Annotated in this window: 15 protein-coding genes; 10 read left to right on the top strand and 5 right to left on the bottom strand. The window is 71.5% G+C overall.

Going from position 1 to position 15,535, the window contains the following annotated elements; translation table 11 throughout:
• Nucleotides 1-17 precede the first annotated feature (17 nt).
• Together purL and OG990_RS28550 are read left to right on the top strand one after the other, a co-directional pair.
• Complete coding sequence (purL, locus tag OG990_RS28555; RefSeq protein WP_406077739.1) at nucleotides 18-2,744, top strand: phosphoribosylformylglycinamidine synthase subunit PurL; 2,727 nt, start codon at nucleotides 18-20, stop codon at nucleotides 2,742-2,744.
• A gap of 4 nt (nucleotides 2,745-2,748) precedes the next feature.
• Nucleotides 2,749-3,504 carry a 2-phosphosulfolactate phosphatase gene (locus OG990_RS28550; protein WP_386986758.1) on the top strand — a complete coding sequence of 252 codons (756 nt, stop codon included), beginning with the start codon at nucleotides 2,749-2,751 and terminating at the stop codon, nucleotides 3,502-3,504.
• 92 nt (nucleotides 3,505-3,596) lie between these two features.
• On the opposite strand, the gene OG990_RS28545 is transcribed toward OG990_RS28550, so the two are convergent.
• Nucleotides 3,597-5,636 carry a carboxypeptidase regulatory-like domain-containing protein gene (locus OG990_RS28545; RefSeq protein ID WP_406077738.1) on the bottom strand — a complete coding sequence of 680 codons (2,040 nt, stop codon included), beginning with the start codon at nucleotides 5,634-5,636 and terminating at the stop codon, nucleotides 3,597-3,599.
• A 160-nt stretch (nucleotides 5,637-5,796) separates the two neighbouring features.
• Between OG990_RS28545 and OG990_RS28540 the strand changes: the two genes are divergently transcribed.
• From OG990_RS28540 to amcA, 5 genes are all read left to right on the top strand, one after another.
• Nucleotides 5,797-6,150, top strand: coding sequence for a sterol carrier family protein (locus OG990_RS28540; RefSeq protein WP_406077736.1), 354 nt, complete (start codon nucleotides 5,797-5,799; stop codon nucleotides 6,148-6,150).
• 168 nt (nucleotides 6,151-6,318) lie between these two features.
• Nucleotides 6,319-7,857, top strand: coding sequence for an amidophosphoribosyltransferase (gene purF, locus OG990_RS28535; RefSeq protein WP_328422359.1), 1,539 nt, complete (start codon nucleotides 6,319-6,321; stop codon nucleotides 7,855-7,857).
• Between the two features lie 61 nt (nucleotides 7,858-7,918).
• The gene (gene purM, locus OG990_RS28530) at nucleotides 7,919-9,073 is read left to right on the top strand and encodes a phosphoribosylformylglycinamidine cyclo-ligase (RefSeq protein WP_406077735.1); all 1,155 of its coding nucleotides are present in this window, start codon (nucleotides 7,919-7,921) and stop codon (nucleotides 9,071-9,073) included.
• Nucleotides 9,074-9,203: 130 nt separating this feature from the next.
• Entirely contained in the window at nucleotides 9,204-10,307 is a 1,104-nt protein-coding gene (amcB, locus tag OG990_RS28525) for a cyclophane-forming radical SAM peptide maturase AmcB (protein ID WP_406081920.1), read from the top strand.
• On the top strand, nucleotides 10,276-10,512 hold the full coding sequence (gene amcA, locus OG990_RS28520; RefSeq protein WP_355600875.1) for a multiple cyclophane-containing RiPP AmcA: 237 nt from the start codon (nucleotides 10,276-10,278) through the stop codon (nucleotides 10,510-10,512). The genes amcB and amcA overlap by 32 nt, the downstream gene beginning before the upstream one ends.
• 143 nt (nucleotides 10,513-10,655) lie before the next feature.
• Here amcA and OG990_RS28515 read toward each other — a convergent pair whose 3' ends face one another.
• Together OG990_RS28515 and OG990_RS28510 are read right to left on the bottom strand one after the other, a co-directional pair.
• A complete protein-coding gene (locus tag OG990_RS28515; protein WP_328422365.1) occupies nucleotides 10,656-10,871 on the bottom strand; it encodes a DUF3073 domain-containing protein in 216 nt (71 codons plus the stop codon).
• 299 nt (nucleotides 10,872-11,170) lie between these two features.
• Nucleotides 11,171-12,253, bottom strand: coding sequence for a Glu/Leu/Phe/Val dehydrogenase dimerization domain-containing protein (locus OG990_RS28510; protein WP_328422367.1), 1,083 nt, complete (start codon nucleotides 12,251-12,253; stop codon nucleotides 11,171-11,173).
• Nucleotides 12,254-12,445: 192 nt separating this feature from the next.
• On the opposite strand from OG990_RS28510, the gene OG990_RS28505 reads away from it, so the two are divergent.
• Together OG990_RS28505 and OG990_RS28500 are read left to right on the top strand one after the other, a co-directional pair.
• Nucleotides 12,446-13,285, top strand: coding sequence for a hypothetical protein (locus OG990_RS28505; RefSeq protein WP_355600871.1), 840 nt, complete (start codon nucleotides 12,446-12,448; stop codon nucleotides 13,283-13,285).
• Between the two features lie 250 nt (nucleotides 13,286-13,535).
• Nucleotides 13,536-13,745: a BldC family transcriptional regulator gene (locus OG990_RS28500; RefSeq protein ID WP_007073996.1), complete on the top strand. Its 210-nt coding sequence runs from the start codon at nucleotides 13,536-13,538 to the stop codon at nucleotides 13,743-13,745.
• Nucleotides 13,746-13,823: 78 nt separating this feature from the next.
• Here the strand turns inward: OG990_RS28500 and OG990_RS28495 are convergent, their stop codons facing one another.
• Nucleotides 13,824-14,213 carry a PPOX class F420-dependent oxidoreductase gene (locus tag OG990_RS28495; RefSeq protein WP_406077734.1) on the bottom strand — a complete coding sequence of 130 codons (390 nt, stop codon included), beginning with the start codon at nucleotides 14,211-14,213 and terminating at the stop codon, nucleotides 13,824-13,826.
• A 54-nt stretch (nucleotides 14,214-14,267) separates the two neighbouring features.
• On the opposite strand from OG990_RS28495, the gene OG990_RS28490 reads away from it, so the two are divergent.
• Nucleotides 14,268-15,047 carry a class I SAM-dependent methyltransferase gene (locus tag OG990_RS28490; RefSeq protein ID WP_328422373.1) on the top strand — a complete coding sequence of 260 codons (780 nt, stop codon included), beginning with the start codon at nucleotides 14,268-14,270 and terminating at the stop codon, nucleotides 15,045-15,047.
• Nucleotides 15,048-15,098: 51 nt separating this feature from the next.
• On the opposite strand, the gene OG990_RS28485 is transcribed toward OG990_RS28490, so the two are convergent.
• Nucleotides 15,099-15,401, bottom strand: a complete 303-nt coding sequence (locus OG990_RS28485) for a hypothetical protein (RefSeq protein WP_406077732.1) — start codon at nucleotides 15,399-15,401, stop codon at nucleotides 15,099-15,101.
• Between the last annotated feature and the right edge of the window lie 134 nt (nucleotides 15,402-15,535).

The raw sequence follows: 15,535 nt of genomic DNA, 5'->3' as shown, positions 1-15,535 counted from the left end.
CGCAGCGAGGAGAGGTCATGACCACCCATCCGGACCCGGTACGGGACACTCCGGAGGCGTACTCCGCCCCGGCGCAGCCGACCGAGCCGCGCCCGGCGCAGCCCGCCGCCCCGGCGACCGCCCCCGTCCAGCCGGTCACCGCCGACTGGACCGACGGCGTGGACACCGTGCCGCGCGCCGGTGGGACCCCGGGCGAGCTGCAGCCGTACACCGAGCTGGGCCTTCGCGACGACGAGTACGACCGGATCCGGCAGATCCTCGGCCGCCGGCCCACCCAGTCCGAGCTGGCGATGTACTCGATCATGTGGAGCGAGCACTGCTCCTACAAGTCGAGCAAGGTGCACCTGCGTCAGTTCGGTGAGAAGGCCCCGCACAGCGACCGGCTGCTCGCCGGCATCGGTGAGAACGCCGGCGTGGTGCAGGTCTCCGACGAGCTGGCCGTGACCTTCAAGGTCGAGTCGCACAACCACCCGAGCTTCGTCGAGCCGTACCAGGGCGCGGCGACCGGCGTCGGCGGCATCGTCCGGGACATCCTCGCCATGGGCGCCCGCCCGATCGCCGTGATGGACCCGCTGCGCTTCGGTGCCGCGGACCACCCCGACACCGCCCGGGTGTTGACCGGCGTGGTCGCCGGCGTCGGCGGCTACGGCAACTGCCTCGGCCTGCCCAACATCGGTGGTGAGCTGGTCTTCGACCCCTCCTACCAGGGCAACCCGCTGCTCAACGCGCTCTGCCTGGGCGTGCTGCCGGTCAACCGGCTGCAGAACAAGGCCGCCGCCGGCCCCGGCAACGTGGTCGTCCTGATGGGCGCCAAGACCGGCCGGGACGGCATCGGCGGCGTTTCGGTGCTGGCCAGCGCCACCTTCGACGAGGGCAGCGAGCAGCGCCGCCCTGCCGTGCAGGTCGGTGACCCGTTCACCGAGAAGCTGCTCATCGAGGCGTGCCTGGAGCTGTACGACGGCCAACTGGTGGTCGGCATCCAGGACCTCGGCGGCGCCGGTCTGACCTGCGCGCTCACCGAGACGGCAGCCGCGGCTGGCACCGGCATGCGGGTCTGGCTGGAGCGCGTGCCGCTGCGCGAGCCCTCGATGGACCCGCACGAGATCTTGGCCAGCGAGTCCCAGGAGCGGATGCTGCTGGTCGTCGAGCCGGACAAGCTCGACGCGGTGCTCAAGACCGCCGAGAAGTGGGGCGTGCTGGCTACCGCGATCGGCGAGGTCACCGCGCCGGAGCCGGACGGCCGTCCGGGCCGACTGCTGATCACCTGGCAGGACCACCTGGTGGTCGACGTACCGCCGGGCTCGCTGGTCGACGACGGCCCGGTCTACGCCCGGCCGATGCGCGAGCCGGCCGACCTGATCCTGCTCCAGGCCGACCGCGCCGAGACGCTGCCCCGCCCGGCCGACCCGGAGGCGCTGCGGGAGACCGTGCTGCGCATGATCGCGTCGCCGAACCTGGCCGACAAGACCTGGGTCACCGAGCAGTACGACCGCTACGTGCTGGGCAACACCGTGCTCGCCCAGCCGGAGGACGGCGGCGTGATCCGGATCGACGAGCGGACCGGGCTCGGCGTGGCGCTGTCCGTGGACGGCAACGGCCGGTACACCCGGCTCGACCCGTACAACGGCACCAAGCTCGCGCTGGCTGAGGCGTACCGGAACGTGGCGGTGACCGGCGCGAAGCCGATCGCCGTCACCAACTGCCTCAACTTCGGCTCCCCGGAGGACCCGGGCGTGATGTGGCAGTTCGCCGAGGCCGTGCGCGGCCTGGCGGACGGCTGCCTGGAGCTGGGCATCCCGGTCACCGGCGGCAACGTCAGCTTCTACAACCAGACCGGCGCGGCGGCCATCCACCCGACCCCGGTGGTCGGCGTGCTGGGTGTGCTGGACAACGTCGCCGACCGGGTGCCGATGGGCTTCGTCCCGCGCGCCGGTGGCGACCACGACCAGCTCTACCTGCTCGGCGAGACGAACGTGGAGCTCTCCGGCTCGGAGTGGGCCTGGGTGACGCACGAGCACCTCGGCGGCATCCCGCCGCAGGTCGACCTTGCCCGGGAGAAGGCGCTCGCCGACCTGTTGGCCGAGGCGGCCCGGGTCGGTCACCTGACCTCCGCGCACGACCTCTCCGACGGTGGCCTCGCCCAGAGCCTGGTCGAGTCCTGCCTGCGTCGCGGCGTCGGCGCCCGGATCGCCGTGCCGGAGCACTTCGCCGGCGGCTCGATGCCGTTCGTCTACCTGTTCAGCGAATCCGCCGCGCGGGCGCTGGTGTCGGTGCCGCGCGGTCACGACAAGGCGTTCGCGGCGCTCTGCGCCGAGCGGGGGGTGCCGTTCGAGCTGATCGGCGTCACCGACCCGGCCGGCGGCGCGCTGGAGGTGCACGGCCAGTTCCGGATCGGCCTGGACGAGCTGCGGGCCGCGCACACCGAGACGCTGCCCCGCCTCTTCGGCGGCGCGGCGGCCGTCGAGGTGCCCGCTCCGGCGGCTGGTGTGGCGGGCGCGGTCGAGGCCGTGCCGCTGCCGGTCGCATCGGACGCGGAGGTCGCACCGGTGGACCCGGCGGCGGTTGCCAGCGAGCCGATCGCTTCGGCCGGGCCGGCCCCGCAGACCGGGGCCGCCGAGCCGATCGCCGAGGCGCCGGTCGAGTCCGCCGAGCCGGAGCAGCCGACCACCGCCGAGCCCGCCGGGCCCGGCGGGTCGTCCGAGTCTGACTCCGGTGTCGCCGAACCGTCGCCTGACGAGCGCTGAGGCGTTGGCCGCGGCCGTCTACGGCCAACCCGGCTCCGGTGCCCGGTTCGACTGGGGGCTGACCGGGGCGGCCGAGCTCGGTCGGGTCTGCGCGGCGTTGGTGGTGGTGGACGTGCTCTCGTTCACCACCTCGGTGGAGGTGGCGGTCGGCCGCGGCATGCGGGTGCACCCGTTCCCCTGGGGTGAGCAGGCCGCCGATTACGCGCTGCGGGTCGGCGCGGTGGCCGCGGTGGGCCGTCGGCGGACGACAGCGGACCATCCGTGGTCGCTCTCGCCCGCCGCGCTGAGCACCGCGCCGGTTGTGGCGGACCTGGTGCTGCCCTCCCCGAACGGCTCGGCGATCAGCGCCGCCGCGAGCGCCACCGGGCTACCGGTGGTCGCGGCGTGCCTGCGCAACGCCCGCGCCGTCGGGCGTTGGCTGCGCCACCAGGGGTACGGCACGGCGGACGCCCCGATCGGTGTGATCGCCTCCGGGGAACGCTGGCCGGACGGCTCGATGCGCCCGTGCGTGGAGGATCAGCTTGGGGCGGCGTCCGTGCTCGATGCGCTCTCCGGCGTCCCCGGCGGGTTGTCGGTGGAGGCGGCCATGGCGCTCGCCGCGCTGGCCAGCACCCCGGACGTGCCCGCCGCGGTGCGCGGCAGCGTCTCCGGGCGCGAGCTGACTGAGAGTGGTTTCGCCGAGGACGTGGAGATCGCCGTCCGGGTCGGCGTGTCGGACGTCGTCCCGGTGCTCCGCCACGGCGTGTTCTCCGCCGCCTGACCCCGCGTCGACCTTCACTGACCACGAGGATCCAGCAATAGCGAAACGGCTACCCGGAGATCCGGGTAGCCGTTTCCTTGCGTTGTGGTCGGTCAGTCGTCCAGCCAGTCGAGGCGTCGGCCGCCCCGCTCGGTCGGCGGCGGGGTGTCCGGCCGGGTCCGGCCGGTCTGCTGGCCGTAGCCGCCGCTCTGGTCGTAGCCGCCCCGGTCGTCGTAGCCGCCGCGTTGCTGCGGGGGCTCCTGGCCGTAGCCGCCGCCCTGGTCGTACCCGCCGGCCTGCTGGCCGTAGCCGCCGCTCTGGTCGTAGCCGCCCCGGTCGTCGTAGCCGCCGCGTTGCTGCGGGGGCTCCTGACCGTAGCCGCCGCCCTGGTCGTAGCCACCGGCCTGCTGCCCGTAGCCGCCCTGGTCGTACCCGCCGGCCTGCTGGCCGTATCCGCCGGTCGGTTCGGCCGTCCGACCGCTGTACGGGGTCGTCGGGTCAGGCTGGCCGTAGCCCTGGCCCTGCTCCGGCTGGTAGACGCCGGTGGCGTACGGGTCGGCCGGGGCCGGGTACTGGGTGCTGTCGCCGGTGTACCGGCCGGTGGGCTCGTCGAAGCGCTCGCCATAGGCCGCGCCGCCAGCGGCGCCAGCGGGGGCCGTGTAGTCGCGGCTGCCGTAGCCGCCGCCGGAGGCCGGTGCGCCGCCGTAGCCGCCACCGGAGGCCGGTGCACCGCCATAGCCGCCACCGGAGGCCGGTGCGCCACCGTAGCCCGCGCCGGAACCGGGTGCGGCGCCGTAGGCGTCTCCGGCCGCGCCGGCACCGTAGCCACCCTCGGGGTTCGCCGCCGTGCCGTAGCCGCCGCCCGAGGCGGGAGCGTTGCCGTAGCCGCCGTACCCAGCGGGCGCTGGCTCCTCGCCGTAGCCGGCGCCGCCCCAGCCCTGCTGGCCAGCCGCGCCGTACGGCTGCGCGGGCGCGCCGTACGGGTCCGGCGGAACGTCGTCGACCACGGGGCGGTGCATCATCGTCGGCGCCTCGCTCAGCGCCGCGCCACCGACCATCGTCGGGTCTGGTCCGCCTCCGGGCCGGCCGACCACCCGGGTCTGGTCGTCGGCGCCACGGAAGCCGCCGCGCGCCGCCGGGACCGCGCCGGCACCCGCCGGGGCGTCCTCGTCGTCGCCGTTCTCCTTGCGCTTCATCCAGAGCAGCACGATCGTGCCGACGCCCGCAGCCACCAGCAGGCCGCCGAGCAGGATGATCAGGTACGAGCCGAAGCCGCCACCGTCGTCCTCGTTGGCGGCGTTCGCCGCCGCGCCCGGGCTGGCCTCCTCGGAGGCCTGATCCTCGGCGCCCTCCTCGGTCGCCTCCTCGGTGGGGGTCGCCTCGGCGGAGGCCGACGGAGTGGGGCTCGGCGTCACCTCCACCTTGATCGCGAGGCTGATCCGCTGCCCGGTGATCGACTGGTTGGCGCTGGCGTTGAGCGTCTTGGTCGCCAACACGTTGTCGAAGCTCGCGCCCAGGTCGATCCGGCCCGGCGCGATCGGCTTCTCGGTGGTGCCGGTGAAGCGGAAGTTGCCGCTGCCGTCGCTGGTGGTGTCGTAGCGCCGGCCGGTGCTGTCCTGCAGCATGACGACCGCGTTCGGCACGGCCTTGCCGTCGGCCTGCACGACCACCTTGCCGGAGACCGACCGAACAGTCTGCGTCTGCTGCTGCTGCGGTCCGCGAACAGTGATGTCGCGTTCAGCGCTGTCAGAGTCGCCGCCAACGCTTGCACTGATCTGAACCTTGCCGGATTTGGTGTCGCCCGGAGCTACGTTGCCCGCAACCAGGTTAACGGTGTAGGTGCCGGACTCGCCGCGGTTGATCTCTTCCGTGAAGTCGCAGCGACCGTCGCAGCTGAGTTCGCCGAAGCTGGTGCTGACCTTGATGGTTACGGAGTCGGAGTTCAACGGTGGCAGCTTGACGTTGTTGTTCGTCACTCTGAACGAGAGGGTCGCCCGCTGCCCGGAGGTCAGGGTGCCCGACGATAGGCCGGTTATCTGTACACCGGGATCGGCGGCCAGGGCCGGTGTCGCGGGGACGGCGAGCAGAGCGCCAGCAACCAGCGCTACGACCACACCGGCCCGCTGCTTCCAGGCACGTCGGTGTGTTGACACGTCCACCGCCTTCCGGACTGACTTCCCTCAACCGGCGGGGCGCCGGGCCGGGGATTATCACGGTACGAATACGCCGTCGGCAACTATGCCTTGTCTTACTGGATCGGCGCGACCCAGGGCCAGCGTCGGGTGCTCTGCCTGCGGGTCGTATCGTCCCGTCGTGTCCTCTCCGTACAGTAAGTCCACCGCCGTTGCGGCGGCATTGTCGGCGCTCGACGAGGGGCGTACGCCCGAACGGCCGGTGCTCCGGGAGGCGGTCCGGTCCTTGTTGGCCGTCCTCGCGGAGCGCGCCCCCGGCCGATCGGTGGAGGTACGCGTCCCACCATACGGGGCTGTCCAGTGCGTTCCGGGTCCTCGACACACCAGGGGAAACCCGCCAAACGTGGTCGAGATGGCCCCGGACACCTGGCTGGCGCTGGCCACCGGACGAATCGGTTGGACCGAGGCGGTTACCGACGGTCGAGTCCAGGTCAGCGGCGTCCGTGCGGACCTCTCCGCATATCTGCCCCTCTAGTTGCCCCAATGTCCGGGTGATCGTCACGCTCAGCAGGGAAATGGCGACTATCTGTATTCATGGCGATTCGCGTACACTGTCAGGCGACGACAGTGGTCCCGGCCGAGGAGTGTGGATCCGCCCCGTGATCCCCGCCAGGCCGGTCCAGACCAGCATGAGGGAGCGGTAGTGCCCCGAGGCGACGGCCGGCTGAGCCACGACCTTGATCCCCAACGACCTGGCCCGCAGGATGCCTGCGGCGTCTTCGGCGTCTGGGCTCCGGGCGAAGAGGTCGCCAATCTGACCTATTTCGGCCTTTATGCCCTCCAGCATCGCGGCCAGGAGGCGGCGGGCATCGCGGTGAGCGATGGCTCCGGTGTGGTGGTCTACAAGGATCTCGGCCTGGTGGCCCAGGTCTTCGACGAGCCCACCCTGGCCAGCCTGCGCGGCCACCTGGCTATCGGGCACGCCCGCTATTCCACGACCGGCGCCTCGAACTGGGAAAATGCCCAGCCGACCATCCGGTCGACCAGCTCCGGCACGACCATCGCGTTGGCCCACAACGGCAACCTGGTCAACACCGCCGAGTTGGAGAAGGAGGTCGCCGAGCGCGGCCTCGTCGCGGACGGCTCGACCAACGACACCTCCCTGGTGACCATGCTGCTGGCCAGCCGACCGGACCTGTCGGTCGAGGCGGCCGCGATGGAGGTGCTGCCGCAGCTGCGGGGCGCGTTCAGCTTCGTCTTCATGGACGAGTCGACCCTCTACGCGGCTCGCGACGCGCACGGCGTACGCCCGCTGGTGCTCGGCCGGTTGGAGCGCGGCTGGGTGGTCGCCAGTGAGACCGCCGCGCTGGACATCGTCGGTGCCAGCGTGGTGCGCGAGGTCGAGCCGGGCGAGCTGATCGCGATCGACGAGGACGGGCTGCGCTCCACCAGGTTCGCCGCGCCGGAGCCCAAGGGCTGTCTCTTCGAGTACGTCTACATCGCGCGCCCGGACGCAACCATCGCGGGGCGCAACGTGCACGCGGCACGGGTGCAGATCGGCCGGCAGTTGGCCAAGGAGCACCCGGTCGAGGCCGACCTGGTGATCCCCGTGCCCGAGTCCGGCACCCCGGCCGCGATCGGCTACGCGGAGGCGTCCGGCATCACCTACGGTGCCGGTCTGATGAAGAACCCGTACGTGGGGCGCACCTTCATCCAGCCGTCGCAGACCCTGCGCCAGCTCGGCATCCGGCTCAAGCTCAACCCGCTGCGGGAGAACGTCCGGGGCAAGCGGCTGGTGGTGGTGGACGACTCGATCGTCCGCGGCAACACGCAGCGGGCCATCGTGCGGATGCTGCGCGAGGCGGGGGCACTGGAGGTGCACGTCCGGATCTCCTCCCCGCCGGTCAGCTGGCCGTGCTTCTACGGCATCGACTTCGCCACTCGGGCGGAGCTGCTGGCCAACGGGTTGGACAACGACGGCATCCGGCGTTCCATCGGAGCCGACACGCTGGGTTACGTTTCGCTTCCTGGCCTGATCGCCGCGACCGAGCAGCCGAAGACCCGGCTGTGTCGGGCGTGTTTCGATGGGGAGTACCCGATCGAGCTGCCGGCCGGCAACCTGATCGGCAAGCACGTGCTCGAAGGGGTGGGCCGACGGGTCGCCAACTCGGCACCGGAAGCCCCACACACCAACGGCTCGCTCGTCGCCACTCCGGGTGGCGTGACCGCAAACCGCCCGTAGCACCAACCGGCGCGGCCCGGCCACCGCCGGTGCGGCACCGAGAACCACAAAGGGGAGAACCGTGACGCACGTGTCCGAGCGCAGCGGCGCAGGAAGCAGCCCGACCGGCGCCGGCGGCGACCGCCAGCTCTGGACGGCCGGCGCCGGCCGTCAGGCCCGCAAACGCTCGGTCTCGTACGCCGACGCGGGCGTCTCGATCGACGCGGGTGACCGCGCGGTGGAGCTGCTCAAGTCGAAGGTGCGTCAGACCCGTCGCCCCGAGGTGCTGGGTGATCTCGGCGGCTTCGCCGGCCTGTTCCGGCTGGACACGACCAAGTACAAGAACCCGATCCTGGCTTCCTCCACCGACGGGGTGGGCACCAAGCTGGTGATCGCCCAGCAGATGGACATCCACGACACGGTCGGCATCGACCTGGTCGCGATGGTCGTCGACGACCTGGTGGCCTGTGGGGCCGAGCCGCTGTTCCTTCTCGACTACATCGCCACCGGCGAGGTGGTTCCGGACAAGGTCGCCGAGATTGGCGCGGGCATCGCCGACGGTTGCCGCTACGCCGGCTGCGCGCTGCTGGGCGGGGAGACCGCCGAGCACCCCGGCGTGCTCCGCCCGGACGAGTACGACATCTCCGCGACCGGCGTCGGCGTGGTTGAGGAGAGCGACATCCTCAGCCCGGATCGGGTCGAGGTGGGCGACGTGGTGATTGCCATGCGCTCCTCTGGCCTGCACTCCAACGGCTACTCGCTGGTCCGGCACGTGCTGCTCGGCGCGGCCCGGATGCGGCTGGACATCGTGATCGACGACTTCGGCCGGCAGCGGACCCTGGGTGAGGAGCTGCTCACCCCGACCAAGATCTACGCCAAGGACTGCCTGAAGCTGATCGCCGAGGCCGACGTGCGGGTGCTGGCCCACGTCACCGGCGGCGGCATCCCCGGCAACCTGGTCCGGGTGCTGCCCGAGCACGTCGACGCGGTGGTCAACCGGTCCACCTGGAAGCCGCAGCCGGTCTTCGACCTGATCCAGTCGAAGGGTCGGATCGACGACCAGGACATGGAGTCGACCTTCAACATGGGCGTCGGCATGTTCGCGATCGTCTCGGCCGAGGACGCCGACCGCGCGCTGGCCACGCTGACCGGCCGTGGGGTCGAGGCGTGGCAGGCCGGCGAGATCATCGAGGGCACCGGCAACGTGCAGATGGTTGGCCAGCACACCCGCGGATGATCACGTTCTGGTGATCGTACGGGCACCTGATCAGGGCTTCACCCGAGTGGCCAATGCCGCCTAGCCTGAAGGGCACCCTCAGGCTAGGCGGAGGAGGGCGATGGCTGCTCGGGGACAGTCGTTCAGCGGGATGCGCGGTCTGGCCGCCGTCCCGTCGTACGTCGTCATGCAGCCCACCACCCTCTGCAACCTCGACTGCGCGTACTGCTACCTGCCGTTCCGGGCCGCCGACCGGCGAATGCCGGTGTCGGTGGCCGAGGCGGTGGCGGCGGCGGTCAACCCGTGGGCGGCGGCCGGCCGATTCTCGGTGGTGTGGCACGGCGGTGAGCCGCTGGCGGCCGGCCGGGAGCACCTGGCCGACCTGATCGCGCCGTTCGGGCCCCAGGTCGAGCACCACGTGCAGACCAACGCCACGCTGATCGACGACGACTGGTGCGACTTCTTCGCCCGGCACGAGGTGCGGGTGAGCGTGAGCGTGGACGGGCCCCGGGAGCGCAACGGCGACCGGGTCAACCGGGGCGGCCAGCCGGCGTACGACCGGATCCTGCGCGGGGTCGCCGCGCTGCGTCGGCACGGGCTGCCGTTCTCCGCGCTCGCCGTGGTGTCCAGGCCGGAGTCGGGGCTCGCCGCCGAGCTGTACGACTACTTCCTCGGGCTGGGCTGCGACGTGTTGGGCATCAACATCGAGGAGACCGAGGGGGTCAACACCCGCGACAACCGTCACGACGCGGTGGCGGTGACCGCCTTCTGGGCGGAGCTGGTGGCGGCCTGGCGCCGGGAGCCCCGGATCCACCTGCGCGAGATCGAGTGGTCGCTGCGCTACGCCGCGGCGGTGCTCGACAACTCGGCGGACAGCGTGCTGCCCCGCCGGCTGGACCCGATCCCGACGATCGGGCACGACGGCTCGGTGACCGTGCTCTCCCCGGAGCTGGCCGGCTTCACCGACCCCCACTACGGCGACTTCAGCAGCGGCAACGTGCTGACCACCCCACTGGCCGAGATCCTCACGGGCGCTGCCGCGACGCCCTGGGTGGGCGAGTTCCTGGCCGGGGTGGAGTCATGCCGGACGTCCTGCCCGTACTTCGGCTTCTGTGGCGGTGGCCATGCGGCCAACCGCTACTTCGAGCTGGGGCGTTTCGACGGTACGGAGACCGAGCACTGCCGCAACAGCAAGATCCGCCTATTGGAGGGAGTGTTGGAGCATGCCCGAGACCACGAGTCACCGGTTGCCTGAGCGCGAGGCGGATGACGCCCCGGACGGAGTCACCGAGCGGGTGCGGGAGGTGGCCCCGGGGCTCGTCGAGCTGCTTCAGGAGGCCGAGGACGCACGGCGGCTGCGGGCGGAGGTATCGGGCGGGGACGGCGCCAGCGCGGTCTGCGCCTGGAACCACTTCGAGAACATCCCGACCTTCTACAACTGGAACAACCGGCCACGCTGACGGGGACCGCGGTCAGGGGCCTGTCGAACGGCCGGAGAGGTCTCCCGCCGGGCCAGGCCCCTGATCGTCGGTGCCGGTAGCGCTCTCGACGGGCACATGCGTGAGCATGCGGGGGTCACCGCGTGCTCAGCTACGTCGAGAGGTCAGTGGGTCGGACGAACCCAGGGATCCGGGTCGTCGTCCGCGTGATCCTCATCATCGTCGTCGACGAACTCTTTTGAGTCGTCGTCGAAGTGGTGCTCAGACTTACCAGCACCCGCCAGTTCGCGCTGCAAGGCGGTGAGGTCGGTGTTCGGGGAGTGGTACTTCAACTCCCGGGCCACCTTTGTCTGCTTGGCCTTAGCACGGCCGCGCCCCATGGCTCGACCCCCTCGCACAGAATGCGGGGCAGCCCGAAGGCGGGCCCCGATGACGTCAGGCATCTCTCGTGGCTCTTACGGTACATGGGGATGCCATCGTTCGGCACCTCGGGTTACCGTCAACCGGCTCTGCGCGTCGCGTCGATCCGGCCGTAACCCAGTGTACCCGGTAAGGAGCGGAACGGAGAGCACCCGTGACACCGGGCAAAACGCACCAAACTTGACTCGGCCTCAGCTTACCGAGCCGGGCCGGCGGCGGGGCCCGGAGGCGGATCCGGTCGATCCGCCTCCGGGGTCGCTCAGCGCAGGTGGATCGTGCGCAGCCGGCCGACGTCGGCCATCCGCCGCTCGGCCAGACGGTCCGCGGCCACCGCCGGAGGAACGCCCTCGGCGTCCGCCAGGTGCAGGATCTCCCGGGTGGTGTCGTAGATCCGGGTGGCCCGCAGCTTCGCCCGGTCGAAGTTGAAGCCCTCGATCTCGTCCGCCACCTGGATCACACCGCCGGCGTTGACCACGTAGTCCGGGGCGTACAGGATGCCCCGATCGGCCAGCAGCTTCTCGATGCCCGGGTGGGCGAGCTGGTTGTTCGCCGCCCCGGTCACCACCTTGGCCCGCAGCACCGGCACGGTGTCGTCGTTCAACGCGCCGCCCAGCGCGCACGGGGCGTACACGTCGATGTCCGCGGCGACCAGCGCGGTGGGGTCGTCCACCAGGGTGACCTCCGGGTGGTTGGTGCGCACCCAGGTCAGCGCCTTCGGGTTGACGTCGGTGGCCACCACCTCGGCGCCGTCCTCCAGCAGGTGCCCGGTCAGGTACTTGCCGACCTTGCCGAGGCCGACCACGCCGACCCGGCGGCCGCGCAGGCTCGGGGTGCCCCAGACATGCTCGGCGGAGGCCCGCATGCCCTGGAAGACGCCCCAGGCGGTCAGGATCGAGGAATCACCGGCGCCGCCGTGCTCGACGCTGCGGCCGGTCACGTAGCGGGTCTCCCGGGCGATGACGTCCATGTCCGCCACGTAGGTGCCGACGTCGCAGGCGGTGTAGTAGCGGCCGGCCAGCGACTCCACGAAGCGGCCGTACGCGCGCAGCAGCGCCTCGCTCTTGATCTGCTCCGGGTCGCCCCAGATGACCGCCTTGCCACCGCCCAGGTCCAGCCCGGCGAGCGCGTTCTTGTACGCCATGCCGCGGGACAGGTCGAGCACGTCGGCGAGCGCGTCATCCTCGCTGGCGTACGGGTAGAAGCGGGTGCCGCCCAGCGCGGGCCCCAGCGCGGTGGAGTAGATCCCGATGATCGCCTTCAGGCCGCTCTGCTTGTCCTGGCAGAACACGACCTGTTCGTGTCCGGTCGATACCGGGTCGTCGGTGCTCGCGAATACGCCCATGACTGGCTCCTGGAATGGTGGCGTCCTTGTGGGACGCGGACCTGGTGGACCCCGGCGGGGATGCTGCCGGTGCCGTCGAGCCTAGTATCGGCCGCCGTGGGGGTGCCCGACGCGCTGCCGGCGTCCCACGTTGCGGCGCGCGTGGTCCGGCCGCTGACCGCGTCCGGGTGCGGTTCGTGGGAGGATCGCGCCGTGCCGTCGCTCTTCGCTTCTTACCTGCGCGTGTACGAACCGCTGACCGCCTTCGACCGGGACCGCCAGAGCTACTGGCGCCGCTACGTGTCGGAGGGGCGGGCCGTGGCCCCGGTGGAGGGGCCTGGCCGGCAGCGGACGGCGGTGATCGAGGCGCTGGGCGCGGGCTGGACCCGGCTACCGGACCTGCCGGAGGAGGCGTACGTCCTGGAGACGGACGACAGCCTGCTGGTCTGCCCCTGGAACCTGCGGATCCGAGTCGCTGAGGCGGCCCTCAGCGCCCGGGACGGGGTGCCCTCGGTGCTCGCCGACGCCTTCGTGCCGCCGGTGCTCGCCGGGCAGGCCCGGGCGGTGGTGGACGACTGGCGCAGTGGAGCCCGGGTGCTGGAGCACGGGGTGCCCCGGGTGCACGAGCAGATCGCCACGTGGGGTGTGCCGCTGCGGTGGTTCGTGCTCTTCGACCCCTCCGAGCGGGACCTGGTCGCCCAGCCGGGCAGACGGGCGCTGCGCTACCGGACCGAGATCTCCAAGGCCCGCCGCCGCTCGTCACGGGCGCTGTCGGTGCTGCGTAAGTCGGTGGGCGAGGCGCCGATCACCGACGCGGTGGAGGAGGCGGCCCGCTGGCTGGAGGAGTTCCACCCGCGCTCGGTGGTGGAGTTGGACTACGGCGGCCTGGTCGATCTGCTCTCCGACGAGACGCTGGCCGCGGACGACTCGCCCGAGTTGGTCGCCGGCGGTCTCGCCGGGCTGTCCCGCGGTGAGGCCGAGGAAGCGTCAGCCGCGTACGACAAGCTGGTGGCCCGGTGGCGCGCCGTGCAGTTGCTGGAGCGGTGCAACTAAGGCAAATCGCCCAAGGAGCGCTCTCAAGGTGAGGTGTGCTCGTAGTTGACGCATCACGAACCGTGATCATGAGTCCGAATAAGGCACTTTCTGACATGTAAAAGTAGTAAAAATCGGGCATGGTTCATCCGTCCGTCTAGGGACCTTCATCCGTTCGGCCCATGTCGGACATCGGGGACTAGCCGGACCATGGGAGACGCGTCGGCCGGCGGGACCCCGGCCGATGTCTATACATGTGGAGGAGTGACCGATGGCATCGCGAACGCATGAACCAGAGCCGCTACTCACGCCGGCCGAGGTGGCGTCGATGTTCCGTGTCGACCCGAAGACGGTGACCCGGTGGGCCAAGGCGGGCAAGCTCAGCGCCATCCGCACCCTGGGTGGCCACCGTCGCTACCGCGAGTCGGAGGTCAGGGCGCTGTTGCAGGGCCAGATCCCGCAGCAGCGGCAGGGTGACTGAGCGCCAGTTTTTCCGGTCAGGGGCGGTGGATCTCGATCCGCCGCCCCTTTCCATGTCCGCCCGCAGGCGCGCCCGGCCTCAGTCGCGCCCGTCGGCCAGCGTCACCCGGATGCTGACCGTGCCGCCCTCGCCACGGCGCAGCCGGCCGCCGAGCAGGCTCAGTCGACCGAGCAGCCGGTACTTGTGCTTGAGCAGGTCGCGTACCCGACCCGTGTCGCCGCCACCGTAGATCGTCGCGTGGGCGGGCACCTCCGCACCGTGCGGCCGGCCTCGCACGTCGCACGGCGCCACGGTCACCTCGCCGTTGCGGCGGATCCGCTTCACCTTGCCCGAGTCGGCCCGGGTCCAGACCGCCAACGCCTCGCCGTCGCGTACCGCCCAGACCGGCGTCGGCACCGCCCGACCGTCCTTGCGGAAGGTCGTGAGCAGGATGTACTTCTCGGCCGACAGCCTGTCCAGCGTGGTCACGCCGCCAGGATACGGCCGCTGCGGGCCGCTGAGTGGCGGGATAGCGTGAACGTCGTGACGGGGGATCCTCTAATCGGTGACGTTGTCGGCGAACTGCTCAGGGACACGCTCGCCGTGGCCTCCGGGGTGGGTCCCCGACCGCTGGTCGGCGGGCGACTGCCCCGGCCGGTCATCGAGATCATCGAGCGGGACGACGGATTGATCAACGGCGCGCCGGCCGCGCACTACCTGGACGCGCCGGCGGACTGGCAGCCGTACGACCACCGGGCCGTGGACCGGGCCGAGGGCGAGACGCTGGACATCGGCACCGGTGCCGGCCGCATCGCGCTGCTGCTCCAGGAGCGCGGCGTACCGGTCACCGGGCTGGACACCTCGGCGGGCGCGCTGGCGGTGAGCCGGCGGCGCGGGGTCCGGCGGCTGGTCCACGGCACCGTGGACACGCACGTCGCCGACGGCCAGCGGTACGACACGTTCCTGCTGCTCGGCAACAACCTGGGGCTGTTCGAGGGGCGGGAGCGGGCACCCGGGTTCCTGGCCGCGCTCGCCGCGCTGGCCCGGCCGGGGGCGCAGATCATCGCGCACGGCACCGACCCGTACGGCACCCGTGACCCGCTGCACACCGGCTACCACGAGCGCAACCGCAGCCGGGGTCGGCTGGGCGGCCAGCTACGGCTCCGGCTGCGCTACCGGGAGTTGGGCACCGAGTGGTTCGACTACCTGGTCTGTTCGGCGGACGAGTTCGCCAGCCTGGTGCACGGCAGCGGCTGGCGGCTGACCGATGTGGACGACCGCGACGCCCCGTACTACCTGGCTACCCTGCGCCTCGCCGACTGAGCACCCGGGTAGGGAAGGGCCCCGCGACAAGGCGGGGCCCTTCCCTACCTCTCAGACCTGGACGGTCGGGGGGAGTTGCTCGGGCGGAAGCCCGCCGTCGCCGTCGACCACCTCGTCCGGGGTGCCGTCCTCGTCGATGTCGACCATGGTGATGTCCACCTTGCCGTCACCGTTGGTGTCGAACTGGAACAGGTCGGCCTTGCCGTCGCCGTCGGTGTCCACCACCCACACGTCGGTGCGGCCGTCGTTGTTGGTGTCGGCGCGCAGCAGGTCGACCCGCTCGTCCCCTCGGGTCTCCACGATCTCCCCGTCAATGCTACCCGGGTCGGTGACGCTCTCCGGTGCCTGGCTCATCTCGACTGGTCCTTCCCTCGGTTGACGGGCCGTCTGTACCCGATCCCGCGCTCCCCCACGCATGGGCCGGGTCGCCGTGCTGCATAGGGTCGCACCATGAGCGAGCGGAGTGGGCGGAACACCCGAGCCGGCGT

This window comes from Micromonospora sp. NBC_00858 (assembly GCF_045207365.1).
Taxonomy (GTDB): Bacteria; Actinomycetota; Actinomycetes; order Mycobacteriales; family Micromonosporaceae; genus Micromonospora.
This window is presented reverse-complemented; position numbering and strand designations above follow the sequence as displayed.

What these genes read in the sequence shown, in the direction of transcription:
- purL (WP_406077739.1), top strand. Translation starts at nt 18, where the DNA reads ATGACCACCCATCCGGACCCGGTACGGGACACTCCGGAGGCGTACTCC.
- amcB (WP_406081920.1), top strand. Translation starts at nt 9,204, where the DNA reads ATGCGCGGTCTGGCCGCCGTCCCGTCGTACGTCGTCATGCAGCCCACC.
- amcA (WP_355600875.1), top strand. Translation starts at nt 10,276, where the DNA reads ATGCCCGAGACCACGAGTCACCGGTTGCCTGAGCGCGAGGCGGATGAC.
- OG990_RS28515 (WP_328422365.1), bottom strand. Translation starts at nt 10,871, where the DNA reads ATGGGGCGCGGCCGTGCTAAGGCCAAGCAGACAAAGGTGGCCCGGGAG.
- OG990_RS28510 (WP_328422367.1), bottom strand. Translation starts at nt 12,253, where the DNA reads ATGGGCGTATTCGCGAGCACCGACGACCCGGTATCGACCGGACACGAA.
- OG990_RS28500 (WP_007073996.1), top strand. Translation starts at nt 13,536, where the DNA reads ATGGCATCGCGAACGCATGAACCAGAGCCGCTACTCACGCCGGCCGAG.
- OG990_RS28485 (WP_406077732.1), bottom strand. Translation starts at nt 15,401, where the DNA reads ATGAGCCAGGCACCGGAGAGCGTCACCGACCCGGGTAGCATTGACGGG.